The following is a 13,003-nucleotide window of genomic DNA, read 5'->3' on the forward strand; positions in this document are numbered from 1 at the left end:
ACTATGGCCATATTAAGTGAAGATGAATGCCGCGCAATATTAAAAAAAGCGCTCAGCTACTCTAAAGCCAATGAATGTGAAATTAATTTTGGCGGATCAGACTCCGGCAATATCAGATATGCCCGCAATACCGTTTCTACCAGCGGTGCCCTTAGTCAAACCAGTATGGTTATCTCATCGGCATTTGGTAAAAAACTGGGGGTGGTTACCACTAATGAATATGATGATGCCTCGGTTGAAAAAGCTGTACGCCTGTCAGAAGAACTGGCACAGCTGGCACCTGAAAACCCCGAGTTTGTATCCTTTTTAGGGCCGCAAACTTATGCGCCACGTTCAAAAACCTTTGTGCCCGAAACAGCTGCCGTTACCCCGGCTCAGCGTACCGATATGGTTGATGCGAGCCTAAAAATAGCCAAAGACAATAAATTGATAGCTGCCGGTTTTTTACAGAACAGTGCAGGCTTTAATTCTATGATGAATTCGCACGGGCTTTTTGCTTACAATACATCAACTGATATCAATTTCTCGGTAACACTGCGTTCTGAGGACGGTACCGGATCTGGCTATTCAACCAAAGGGTATAATGATGTAAGTAAACTTGATACGCTGGCATCCACCAAAATAGCAGCTCAAAAAGCTGCAGGTTCAAAAGGTGCCAAGGCTATTGAACCGGGTAAATATACCGTTATACTGGAGCCGGCTGCAGGCATAGTGTTGCTTGAGCAATTATATGGTGGCCTGGACGCCCGCAGTGCCGATGAAGGCCGAAGCTTTTTAAGCAAACCTGGTGGCAAAACAAAGCTTGGCGAAAAAATGGTTGATGAAAGAGTGAATATCTATTCAGATCCATCTCACCCCGATCTACCTACCAGCAGCTGGACCGGCGATGGGAGGCCGCAGGAGAAGATCACCTGGATAGAGAAAGGTGTTGTTAAAAATCTGAATTACTCTCGTTACTGGGCTCAAAAACAGGGCGTAAAAGCAACCCCGTCGCCTGATAGCATCATTATGGATGGCGGTAGCGCTACGCTGGAAGAATTAATTAAAGGGACCGAAAAAGGAATATTGGTAACCCGGTTATGGTATATCCGCCCGGTTGACCCGCAAACGTTGCTGTATACCGGCCTTACCCGTGATGGTACTTTTTATATTGAAAACGGCCAGATCAAATTCGCGATAAAAAACCTGAGGTTTAACGAAAGCCCGGTTATTATGCTGAATAACCTGGATGCATTGGGAAAACCGGAGCGTACAGTAAGCGGGGAATCCACCCAAAACGCAATGATACCACCAATGCGGATCCGTGATTTTACTTTTACTTCGCTATCCGATGCGGTTTAAATAATTTCTTAATAAACAACAAAAGCCCGGATTTTAAAGTTCGGGCTTTTGTTGTTTAATTTACTTTGCCATCTTTTATATAAAGCACAATAGCTTTAATCAATTTGAGCTTTTTAATCAAACATAATTTTCTATTAACGTTTAATGAGAAGAAAAGACGACATTCTTTGGAAAGGGATACTTGAAGATGTTTTTGACGATTTTTTGCGGTTTGTAAATCCCGAAGCCGATACCGTATTTGACCTTGACCGGGGTTTTGAATTCCTGGATAAAGAATTAGAGCAGGTCTTCCCGCCCGAAAATGATGAATATTCGCCAAGAGTTATCGATAAGCTGGTTAAAGTATTTACCAAAACAGGCAAAGAGGAATGGATTTTGGTACATGTGGAAGTGCAGGCCCAATATCAAAAAGATTTTGCCAGTCGCATGTACACCTATTTTTACAGGATACTGGATAAATATCAAAAACCCATAGTAGCTTACGCCATATTTACCGAAGCCAGTGCAAAAGAACGGCCGGACCATTTTGCGATAGACTTTATGGGTACCAGTTTGCGTTATACGTTTAATACCTACAAAATAACCAGCCAAAGCGATGAAGCGCTTCAAGCAAGCGACAACCCGTTTGCGTTGGTTGTGCTTACAGCAAAGGCCGCGCTTACCGGTAAAGAGGTAAAAAGCAGTATGGAACGTGATGTGTTGCTATTGAACTTAAAACTTAACCTCACCAGGTTATTGTTGGCCAAGAAGATAGCGAAGGAAAAAATAAGGGTGCTGATGAATTTTTTAAGGTATTATATACGCTTTGAAAATCAGGAGATAAACACTAAATTTGAACAACAGGTAGAAATTTTAACAGAAAGGAGCACCACCATGGGTATCGAAGAACTTTTATTAGACAGAGCTGAAAAAAAAGGTGAGAAGAAAGGCGAGAAAAAAGGTGAGAAAAAAGTCAAAAAAGATATTGCCCGCGAAATGAAAAAAAATGGTTTGCCTGTTGCTCAGATCGAAAAATTCACCCGGCTTTCGGCTGAGGAAATAGAAAAACTTTAAGCAGCTTAAACATTAAACTACTACTATCTTCCCCAATGAGAATTTATTAGTCGTAATAATGCATGTACATATTTCATTTAACTTCTAAATACCCGAAGTTCCCGAAGCCAAAATATTAGAACACGGCTTAAACCTGCAGTACTTTTATTATAAGCCGAAGGGTGTTAATTCCAGTCGTAATTTGGCGCCGTAACACCTTTACCATAAACTTTCGCACCAATTCACAACCCAGTAAATTTATCCTACCAAAACCTTACGTAAATTGCTGATAAGAATAACAGGATCACTGCGATAAGTACTACCGATGATGCCTTCAGTTTAAACATACTTTTATCAACCTGGATAGCTTTTGCACTCACTATTGGCCCGGCTAAGCTTGTTGCAACCATCACGATGAATGTGGTAAGGAACGACCAGCTAAGTGATATGAAAAAAGGTATTTCGAATTGCCCGGATGCATTTTGAAATGCCGTGTAAAGCCAGGTCTCGGGCCCGAAAATTTTAACGGCAAACTGGTTAAAAAATATCGATGCTGCAAAGCCCGTTAATATGCCGACGATGGCGGCCTCCCCTGTTGTACGTTTCCAGAACATGCCTAACAGGAATGTAGCTAAAACCCCGGGACTTACAAAGCTGGAATATTTTTGAACAAAAGTATAGCCCCCTTCACCGCTGATACCCAGCATATCATTCCAGGTAAAGGCTACGGCTACAACCAAACTCACAACTATGGCAAGCCGGCCTACCCAAACCATATTACGCTCGGTGGCTTTGGTGCTCATGTAGTTTTTGTAAACATCGAGCGTAAAAATGGTGGCAATACTATTTACCTTACCGGCTATAGATGCTACTATGGCCGCCGTTAATACCGCCAACGACAAACCCTTCAGTCCCGAAGGTAAAAAGGATAGTATAGCCGAATAAGCGCCATCCTTGCTACCATTGATCAGCATTGGTAGATGGCCGTGCTTGTATAAAACAAAGGCAACTATACCCGGCAGCATCACAATAACCGGCATCAGTATCTTTAGCAAACTGGCAAACAGGATACCTGTACGTGCAGTATGCAGATTTGCACCCAGCGCACGCTGCGTGATATATTGGTTACATCCCCAGTAATTAAGGTTGCTGATCCATTGCCCGCCGGCATACATAGCAAAGCCTGGCAGGATCAAATATTTACTTACAGTTTCTATTGATGAACCATGTGCAGGTTTTTTAAAGATGAGGTGAAAATGATCGGGAGAATCTTTCAGGATTAGTTTTAAGCCGGTAAGCGCGTTTTGCCCGAAACCAAATTTATCGCTCACAATAGTAAGCGAAAGGTAAGTAATGGCAAGCCCGCCGATGATGAGCACAGCAACCTGTACAACATCGGTATAACCTACCACCTGCATCCCTCCCAGGGCAATAACGACACCAAATATGGCTAAGCCGATCATAATCTCGTGCAGGTACTGCCCGCCCAGCAAGCTATTAATAGCCAGGGCACCTAAGTACAAAATGGCCGTAAGGTTAACAAAAACGTATAAGAATAACCAGAATATCGACATTACCAAAGCCACACCGCTGTTATACCTGTCTTTAAGAAATTGCGGCATAGTGTATATTTTATTTTTGAGATACACCGGCATAAAAAACACCGCTACAATAATAAGCGCGGCGGCCCCTACCCATTCGTAAACAGCTACAGCTATCCCGGCAAAAAAACCGTCGCCGCTCATCCCTATAAATTGCTCGGCAGAGATGTTGGATGCGATGATAGATGCACCAATGGCCCACCAGGTAAGGGTACCCTCGGCCAGGAAAAAGCTGTGCGAACTGGAATTGGTTTCGTTTTTTTTGCTGCGGTAAACCAGGTACCCGTAAACCGATACCAATATAAAATATACAAAGAATACGATAAGATCGCCTATGGAAATGTGATTCAGCATGTTTGTTGTTTGCAACCGGGATTTAGGTTAGGCCTGGTTGATTTTTCAAATCTATAAAATAAAACGGATTGGCAATGTTTTGCATCGCATTAAATGTCAGCAATACAGCTCTATATGTTTCAACGAAACACCTGAAACATCCATATGTAAAAATAAACAGACCGTCGTTGCAAAGCACGAAGCAGAGAGTCCCATCCAACTCTCCCCGGAAGGGAGAGATTAAAAAAAAACGAAGGTCAAAAAGTCTCCCCGCCAACCGGCGGGGGGAGATTTAGAGGGGCTATTTGCTTCAGCTACTTAAAACTTTAACGTTGATGGCAGGTATTTGGCCACCAGGTCTTCGTAGTAAGGGCGCAGTTCGGTCCAGTTTGGAGGTACTGGGCTTTTACTGTACAGATCATATGGATTAAACTGGTTCACTGCCTTAAACAACTGGTGGTCATGCGCGGTCATCAGGTGACTATACGCGTTCTCCCGGTGTTGCGGGTAAAAGGAATGATAACGCAGCATATACAAAGCTTGCTCGGGCAGATAAGGCTTCATCATGTGGTAAATATATTCATCGTGGCCCCAGGTCATGTGCACATTATCTAAACCACAATTGGGCTCATAAATACCGTATTTAGTATTATATCGCGGATCATGGTGATCCTTGTTATCCTTAAAATATTCTGAGAATATGATCTTATCAGAAAAAGCGCAGCCTACGGGATAACTATCGCCCACTACAGCCCATTGTGGTTCCCCAAACAGGCACAATACTTTTCCAAGATCATGGAATAAACCGGTTAGTACCATCCAGTCTGGCCGTCCATCGGCACGGATGGCTTCTGATGTTTGCAGCAGGTGCTGTAACTGGTCAAGATCGGTATCGGGATCGGAGTCATCAACCAGTTGATTCAGAAAATCAAAGGCATCCCAAACCGACATTTCTTTTTTGTCAAACTTTAGGTACTGCTCCTTTTTTTGTAGCACAAAATCATAGGTTTGATTGATATGCTGTAAGCGGTAAAACTCCCTTACGGTATCTTTTAAATTGGCTTCGTAATTGCGATAAGCTTCTGTATCGCGCCCGGCGGCAATAGAATCAGCATCGGGATAACGATCTAAAATATCATCTTCCCATTCATCAATTGAACTTAAAGGGCCCTGGTTTGGTGTTTCGCTTAGCTTGCTCATAATGTTGTAATTTAAAAGGAAATGCAATTGGTAAACAATCCCTTGCGACTGTGTTATCCAAATTTCTTTATTTAAAACATCACATTTATTAAAAACGGTTAATTTATTTGCTTAAACGTTTAACTAAATTAGCACTGTTTTCCATCTCAAATAATCTAAATTAGCACCCATGGCCGATGATTTTAAAAGTGATAAAGTAAATATGAAGGCACTTGCCAAAGTGTTAAACGTATCTATCGCTACGGTATCCAAAGCCCTGAGAGATAGCCATGATATTGGCCCCGAAACCAAATTGAAGGTAATTGAGGCAGCCCGTAAACTACACTACGTACCAAATCCGTATGCCAGCAGCCTCCGTAAAAAAGCCAGCAACACCATTGCCATCATTATCCCCGAAATTGCCGATAGCTTTTTTAGCCAGGCTATTAACGGCATAGAAAGCGTTGTAGCTGTAAAAAAATACCATACATTAATTTACCTTACCCATGATAGTTATGAACGTGAGGCCTATATGTTTGGCGAACTGGCCAGCGGGCGGGTTGATGGCGTGATAATGTCTGTTGCCAGCAACACAGAGGATACTGCGCATATTAAAACCCTACAGGAAGCCGGCATCCCAATTGTGTTTTTCGACAGGGTTTTTGACGATATTAAATCTGTAAAAATCACTACCGACGATTTAAACAGCGCGTACACAGCCACAAACCATTTATTGGATGCCGGGTGTAAAAATATTTCGCTGGTTACTATAAAAGGATATCCCTCTATCCTATCAGCCCGGGAAGAGGGATATCGAAAAGCATTATCAGAACGTGGTATCGACCCGGAAAAATCAAGTGTGGTTACCTGCTCCAATAAATACAACAACGAAAACATTGAAGTCATCAAAGATCACATAACCCGCGTAAAACCCGATGGTGTTATTGCAACAGTGGAGCATTTAGCCACCTCGATATACCTGGCCTGTGATGAAATGAAGCTTAACATCCCGCGGGACGTTAAAGTGGCTTGCTTTACCAACCAGATCACCGCCCCTATTTTGAACCCGCCGCTTACCACTATTCTGCAACCGGCCTATGATATGGGTAAGCAAGCGGCTCAACTGTTGTTTGATCATTTATCGGGCAAGTACGTTGAAACGGGTAAGGAAATAGTTTTGCCATCGCAGTTGGTAGTGAGGGCATCAACTTCGCTTTAATACCAATCCTTAAGAGTTTCTTAATCAATCTTTCTGTGGTATATTCGTCATTTTAAACGCCAGCGTACCTCCATGGCTAATCTGCTCATGGGATATCATATGATTTTTGATAGGCTGACCATCAAACGTAACTTCTTTTACGTATTTGTTTTGTGCCGATAGATCTGTGGCTTTAATAACAAGCTTATTGCCGTTTTGCAGGTTTAACGCTATATAAGGGAACTGCGGTGCGCCGATGCTATACATACCTGATGCCGGAGTAACCGGGTAAAAACCCATCACACTAAAAATATACCAGGCTGATGTTTGTCCGCAGTCGTCATTTCCATTAATGCCCGCCGGTGCATTCCTGAAATTTTGCCAACCGGTATGCTGCCTTACCAGTTCCTGGGCCTTCCAGGGCATACCGCAGTAATTAAACAGATAAATATAGTGATGCCCCGGCTCATTATCGGCCCTGTAATGGCCATCATTAAAGTTATGGATAAGTTTATCGGCAAAAGGTTTTTCGCCGCCCATAAGGGTTATCATGCCCGGTATATCATGCATGGCGCCAAAGGTGTAGGTCCATTTTGTACCTTCGGTAAAGCCGCTGTCCGGCTTTGCCGACCATTGTCCGTTTGAATTACGGGGCGCCATAAAACCGGTGGAAGCGTTATACACATTCTTATAATTTTCGCTCCAGGTTATTAATTGTTTATAATCATCTGTTTTTCCTAAAGCTTTAGCCAGCTGGGCTACACAATAATCATCAATGCCATATTCAATAGTGCGCGAAACAGATTCTTTCACCTTATCAACCGGGATAAAACCCAATTTATGGTAGTAAGTAAGTCCTCCCCTTGCTTCAAAGCTTGTCCACAGGTCGCGATCGCCCCATTTCTTTTGGGTATCGCCATCGGGGGTTTCAAAAGCATCTTTATGCAAAGCTTCATAAGCTAATTTGGTGCTATAGCCACGGAAACCTTTTACATAGGCATCAGCCACCACAGCATCGGCATGGGTGCCTATCATAATATTAGTATAGGTTGGGTTGGGCCACATGGGCATCCAGCCGCCTTCCTGGTACATCTGCAATAATGATTTCACCATCCCGTTTACACGCTCGGGCTGAGTTAATATCAGCAATGGATGCAAAGCACGAAAGGTATCCCAAAGGGAATAATCGTTATATGAAACGCCATGGTGAACTTTATCGTCAAAGGCGCTGTAATACCTGCCATATTCAGAAAACTGCCTTGGGAATAAAAGCGTATGGTAAAGGGCAGTATAAAAAATAGTTTTTTGTTCGTTGGTTATACCATTTACCTGTACCACTTTTAGTTGCTGCTGCCAGTTATCGCGGGTATCCTTAACTACCTTATCAAAATCCCAATCCGGAATTTCTTTCTTAAGGTTATTACGCGCCTGGTCAATACTGATAAAAGAAGTAGCTATGGCAACTTTTATCACCGTATTGGTAATGGTTTTAAAAGAAATAAAAGCACCCATGCGGGTTCCATACTGCTCTTTACTGCCTTTCTTTATGATACTTTTATCCCACGTACCATATTTACGAATCTGTTTATCAAATTTGATAATAAAGTACCCTTTAAAGTTTTTAAGCTCGGGCCCGATTTGGGATGATTGCCTGTCGGGATTATAGCCGGTTATTTCGTTATTGATGGTATCCACATACACGTAGCCCTTTAATTTTTTCAACCTGGGTTTATAATCATTAGCCCAATCGGCAAGTTCGGGATTAAGGTTAATACCCTGGATTATTAAGTGAGCCTTTTCGGCAGCAGGAAAGGTAAAACGGAACATTCCACAGGTATTGGCGCCTGCAATTTCGGCTTTGATCTTTTTGTTACCATCGGCCTTTAACTTTACCGAATAGTAGTATGGTTTGGTAATTTCGTCTTTATGATCATATGATAATTTACGTTCTTTGGGTAAAACACGCAGGCTACCTGTTTGCGGCATAATGGATACATAGCCATAATCGCCCATCCAAACGGTGGGTTGATGTGTGGCCAGCAAACCAATTACCGATTTGTCTTCATATTGATAGCACATGCGGCCCATTTTACTTTCGCCCGTTTGGGCAACAAAATTAGTCATGGCAAAAGGTACGTTTACACAGGGCATTGTGCCGCCGCCATCCAAACCTTTGGCAAAGCCGGTAATAGCGGTACCTATTAACGGATTTACAAAATCCACCTCATCTTTTTGAGTTTTTGATGTAGTTTTTTGCGCGTTAACTGTTATACAAAACAGCATAAATAACATTAACAGATAAATGCTTTGGGGGAATTTCATGTAGAACGTAGATATCATATCAATAGAATGTGGTTACACCTATTTAGGTTTCAGGAACAAATCTCTAATTTTTAATTCCATAAACCCCGATTTTAAAATAAAGTTTTAAAGAGATTGACTTATATCATGAACTGCACATAAACACAAAAACCGGCCTGGTACATAATTACATACCACACTGTCTTGATTTTTAGGAGGTTATGACTCAACCTCAAATCTTAACTTTCTTTTCCCCTGCATCTACTCCTTTTATAAACTTAATCAGTCCGTTCATATAAGTTTGCTGATCATCATATAAACTCATGTGGCTGCCATTTACACAGTACAGGTAACTGCCATTTTGAACTTTGCCGGCTATCATTTCCATATGTTTAGGATCCATGGTATCGTATTGACCACCAATACTCAGCATCGGAACGGCGATTTTGGGCAAATCGGCCACACGATCCCAGTTTAACAATTTACCGGCTACGCCAAATTCACTTGGCCCCTGCATGGTTACATATAGCGATTCGTTCAATTTACCTAAGGAGCGGTTCAAGGGCTCGGGCCATTGATCAAGCGGGATGCGGCAGATATGTTTGGCATAAAAGTTTGGCATCAGCAATTGCATATATTCAGGATTTTTAAAATCGCCCTTAGCTTCAATAGCCCGGATGCGTGCTAAAACTTTAGGATCAAATTGTTTGGCCAGTACATCATTGGCATATTTGCCATAATCGGGAATGCTCATCATCATATTTGATATTATGAGCCCTTTTAAATGCTGCTGATACTTTTGGGCATACTCCATAGCCAGAATGCCGCCCCATGAATGGCCCAGCAGGTAAAAATTGCTGCTATCCAGCTTTAAAGCCTGGCGCACCTGCTCTACCTCTTCTACATAGCGGGGCAGGCTCCACATAGCTGTATCTTTAGGGTTATCGGAGTTACCGCAACCCAGTTGGTCATAATAAATCAGCTCAATACCTTCGGCGGGTAAAAAGCTTTCCATACATTCAAAATACTCGTGCGTAGCACCCGGACCGCCGTTTAACAACAGCAGTTTAATTTTAGGATTATTGCCTATCTTTTTTGTCCATATGTGAAATTTACCTTTGGGTGTATTGATTGTAACCACCTGTACGCCGCCGTTTTTTACATCGGCTGTGGTATCATGGAAATAGCTGCTTAAGCTAATGCCACCTTGCTGTGGGGCATCGGGTTGTTTGCAGGCACATAGCCAGGTAAAAGCTATGAGCGTAATGGCTTTAAGATAATTTTTTATCATAAAAGTTTCGATTATGTTATAATCTAAAACTAAAGATAAATTTTAAAAGGCCAATAAAAAAGAAAAAGCCGCCATTAAAAAGGCAGCTTTTTTGTTGTTTTAAATTATGGTTTCAATTTAACTATTGAAACGTTTTAAGCTTTTTGCTTTCTGCTTTTAGCTTCATAAGGTTATTCCAAAAACTTCTTTTTAAGCTTTTTAATATCCGTATCACTTAAGCCTATCTGCGTTTTAAGGTAGTTATCCACAGAACCGTATTGTTTTTTTATTGCCGTAAATGTTGCATCCAGGTATTTGGGTTTAGCCAGCATCATATCGTTGGCTACATTTTTATCAACATGCATAGCCATTACCATACCTGTGGTCGTCTTTTTATTTTCGGTTGCGCGATAGTAGTTTGTGGCTTCATAATCTTTAAGGATAGTATCATAAGGTACGCCCAGGCTGTAAAGCAGCAATGCCGCGCCTATCCCGGTACGATCTTTACCTGCGGTACAATGGAAAACCAAGCCTTCGCCGGCTGGTAAATCCATCAGCTTAGCAAAAAAAGGTTTGTAGCGGGCAGCTAAAGAATCGGTTTTGCTATAAAAATCAACCATCAATGAATCGCCTCCGTTGCCTTTAAGATAGACGATACCTTTCATCCACTCCGTTAAATTGTTGCTGCCGGCGGGGGCCAAAATATAATTAGTCCCCGGGCTGATACGGTCTGGCGCCTGAGCCGATTCTTTATGACCACGCAGGTCGACATCATAGGTTATTTTTTTGGCCTTTAACACAGCCAGGTCGGCATCGGTTAATTTGCTGATATCTGCGCTGCGATATATTTCGCCCCACTTTACATGATGTCCATCGGTTGTTGTGTAACCACCCAGATCTCGGAAATTTACGGCTCCCTGCAGTTCAACTTTACGCTTTGCACTATCGGCAATCTGCGCGTTAACGCCCGTAGCAATACATGCAGCTATCAGCAATAATTGTAGTTTTTTCATATCCGTTTTAATGTAAAAAACAGGGCACTTATTGCTAAGCCCCTGTTTATGTATATGTTAGTTAGGTTAATTTATTTGGTTAACCATGTATCCTTGGTTACATCATCAGTACCACCAAACTGAGATGCAACTGCAGCCTGGTTGTTTGATGCATTATAAGTGATTTCATTTTGCGGGTATAAAAATCTACGTGGTATTAAATTACCTGTAGTTCCAATACCTGGGCCACCTTGCGCAAAAGCCGGGATGCCGGTTCTGCGGTAATTATAGTAAGCTTCCCATCCTGAGTTGTTATTTAATGCAACGTATTTTTGCGACAGGATTTGTGCAAGACCGTCGACATTATCACCTTTGTAAGCAACATTTGCTAAAAAGGTAGTAACATCGGCAGCCACTGTGCCCCAAACAGCTCCCTGTGCATTAGAACCAACTTTTACAGGATAATTGATAGTTAATACCTTGCCGTTAGTAATGCCATATAAACCAAGCGAAGCATTAATGCCGTTGGCATACCATGTTGCAGCTGTACCGCTTACCCATCCCCTGTTTATAGCTTCGGCTATGTTAAAGCACATTTCGGGATAACCGATAAATACAAACGGCTCCTGTGTTAAACCTGTTTTGTCAGTATAATAACGACTGTAATTTGAAAAGGAATAAGCATTGTTTGTATTATCCGGCCCGGCTGAAGCTTTAGATAAAAGATCGGATTGTGTTATATTCGGATCAGAACCTACATAGGCAGAAAAATCGCCAAGAGATTTGCCCAAAGTAATTTGCTGAGGAGCCGGACTGGCAACAACAAATGTTCTTGGATCCTTTGTTGCCGTGGTAATATTAAGATAAGTTATACCAACATTGGCAAAGTTATTATATGGGTTAAAGCCCAATGAAAACAATGAGTAAGGGTTTGTTGCCGTATTGAATTTATAAACCAGGTTATCGGTATTTCCGGTCATGACAGGATACTGAGCTGGATTATTGATAATACTTGCAAATTGTGTTGCAATACTTAAATCAGGGTTATCAGCAGCACGTTTACTTAAACTGATTAAAACCCTTAACCTGTATGAGTTGATCACTTTTTGCCATTGCTGATTTGTTAAACCAAAAATATCACCGGTTGTGCTCAACAAAGCTGTTGGAGATATTTTATAGGTAGGGTTAGGAGATGTATATAAACTATTGATAGTATTATTGGCACTATCAAGCAGCAATAAACATTGCTTGTAAACATCGTGCTGTGTATCATATTTAGGTGTTAAATTGGTAGTACTGCCGTTTACACTTGAAAACGGAATATCACCTACCCTTTGCGTTAACCACACACCTGCATAAGCTTTAAAAAACTGGCCTATAGCATAGTAAACATTTGTTTTACTATTTAGCTGAGCTACTGATTGTTTTTGCAATGCAAGGGCATATTTAAAAATGTCGTAGCTATCAATAGTATTGGTAAAACCTGTGCTGTAGTTATTGGTACCACGGTAGTAAGCATAGTTGGCAATATCATACTGATCATACTTATTGGCTTCACCAAAAGGCAATTCTGTAGGTTTAATAAGCGTGGCAGTAAGGTGATTCAATAATAAAGGAAGCGGAACCAATGATCCTGAATTCGCTACGTTAGGGTTATCAACCAGGTCGCCTTTCTGGCAACCGGTGATAGATACCAGGCCTGTGATAACAACGAAGGCCGTGGTAATTATTGATTTTATTTTCATAAAAATATCTT

9 protein-coding genes are annotated in these 13,003 nt (G+C 41.7%); 3 read left to right on the forward strand and 6 right to left on the reverse strand.

Annotated features, from left to right (window positions below; genetic code table 11):
• Positions 1–3 precede the first annotated feature (3 nt).
• A complete protein-coding gene (locus AC1DO4_RS06890) occupies positions 4–1,341 on the forward strand; it encodes a TldD/PmbA family protein (protein ID WP_477414173.1) in 1,338 nt (445 codons plus the stop codon).
• 144 nt (positions 1,342–1,485) lie between these two features.
• Positions 1,486–2,394: an RpnC/YadD family protein gene (locus AC1DO4_RS06895; protein WP_477414175.1), complete on the forward strand. Its 909-nt coding sequence runs from the start codon at positions 1,486–1,488 to the stop codon at positions 2,392–2,394.
• Positions 2,395–2,636: 242 nt separating this feature from the next.
• On the opposite strand, the gene AC1DO4_RS06900 is transcribed toward AC1DO4_RS06895, so the two are convergent.
• Together AC1DO4_RS06900 and AC1DO4_RS06905 are read right to left on the reverse strand one after the other, a co-directional pair.
• Complete coding sequence (locus AC1DO4_RS06900) at positions 2,637–4,328, reverse strand: sodium:solute symporter family transporter (protein ID WP_477414177.1); 1,692 nt, start codon at positions 4,326–4,328, stop codon at positions 2,637–2,639.
• A gap of 297 nt (positions 4,329–4,625) precedes the next feature.
• Positions 4,626–5,507 carry an inositol oxygenase family protein gene (locus tag AC1DO4_RS06905; RefSeq protein WP_477414179.1) on the reverse strand — a complete coding sequence of 294 codons (882 nt, stop codon included), beginning with the start codon at positions 5,505–5,507 and terminating at the stop codon, positions 4,626–4,628.
• A 169-nt stretch (positions 5,508–5,676) separates the two neighbouring features.
• Here AC1DO4_RS06905 and AC1DO4_RS06910 point away from each other — a divergent pair, with 169 nt between their 5' ends.
• Entirely contained in the window at positions 5,677–6,705 is a 1,029-nt protein-coding gene (locus AC1DO4_RS06910) for a LacI family DNA-binding transcriptional regulator (RefSeq protein ID WP_477414181.1), read from the forward strand.
• A 24-nt stretch (positions 6,706–6,729) separates the two neighbouring features.
• Here the strand turns inward: AC1DO4_RS06910 and AC1DO4_RS06915 are convergent, their stop codons facing one another.
• The 4 genes from AC1DO4_RS06915 to AC1DO4_RS06930 form a co-directional block, all read right to left on the reverse strand.
• The gene (locus tag AC1DO4_RS06915; RefSeq protein WP_477414183.1) at positions 6,730–9,024 is read right to left on the reverse strand and encodes a GH92 family glycosyl hydrolase; all 2,295 of its coding nucleotides are present in this window, start codon (positions 9,022–9,024) and stop codon (positions 6,730–6,732) included.
• 193 nt (positions 9,025–9,217) lie between these two features.
• A complete protein-coding gene (locus tag AC1DO4_RS06920; RefSeq protein ID WP_477414185.1) occupies positions 9,218–10,276 on the reverse strand; it encodes a proline iminopeptidase-family hydrolase in 1,059 nt (352 codons plus the stop codon).
• A gap of 170 nt (positions 10,277–10,446) precedes the next feature.
• Positions 10,447–11,268: a tyrosine-protein phosphatase gene (locus AC1DO4_RS06925; protein WP_477414187.1), complete on the reverse strand. Its 822-nt coding sequence runs from the start codon at positions 11,266–11,268 to the stop codon at positions 10,447–10,449.
• A 71-nt stretch (positions 11,269–11,339) separates the two neighbouring features.
• Positions 11,340–12,992 carry a SusD/RagB family nutrient-binding outer membrane lipoprotein gene (locus tag AC1DO4_RS06930; protein ID WP_477414190.1) on the reverse strand — a complete coding sequence of 551 codons (1,653 nt, stop codon included), beginning with the start codon at positions 12,990–12,992 and terminating at the stop codon, positions 11,340–11,342.
• Positions 12,993–13,003 lie beyond the last annotated feature (11 nt).

This window comes from Mucilaginibacter sp. P5_A6 (assembly GCF_056400585.1).

Bases quoted from the DNA above. Each gene is read 5' to 3' on its own strand.
- AC1DO4_RS06890 (WP_477414173.1), top strand. From the start codon at position 4: ATGGCCATATTAAGTGAAGATGAATGCCGCGCAATATTAAAAAAAGCG.
- AC1DO4_RS06895 (WP_477414175.1), top strand. From the start codon at position 1,486: ATGAGAAGAAAAGACGACATTCTTTGGAAAGGGATACTTGAAGATGTT.
- AC1DO4_RS06900 (WP_477414177.1), bottom strand. From the start codon at position 4,328: ATGCTGAATCACATTTCCATAGGCGATCTTATCGTATTCTTTGTATAT.
- AC1DO4_RS06905 (WP_477414179.1), bottom strand. From the start codon at position 5,507: ATGAGCAAGCTAAGCGAAACACCAAACCAGGGCCCTTTAAGTTCAATT.
- AC1DO4_RS06910 (WP_477414181.1), top strand. From the start codon at position 5,677: ATGGCCGATGATTTTAAAAGTGATAAAGTAAATATGAAGGCACTTGCC.
- AC1DO4_RS06915 (WP_477414183.1), bottom strand. From the start codon at position 9,024: ATGATATCTACGTTCTACATGAAATTCCCCCAAAGCATTTATCTGTTA.
- AC1DO4_RS06920 (WP_477414185.1), bottom strand. From the start codon at position 10,276: ATGATAAAAAATTATCTTAAAGCCATTACGCTCATAGCTTTTACCTGG.
- AC1DO4_RS06925 (WP_477414187.1), bottom strand. From the start codon at position 11,268: ATGAAAAAACTACAATTATTGCTGATAGCTGCATGTATTGCTACGGGC.
- AC1DO4_RS06930 (WP_477414190.1), bottom strand. From the start codon at position 12,992: ATGAAAATAAAATCAATAATTACCACGGCCTTCGTTGTTATCACAGGC.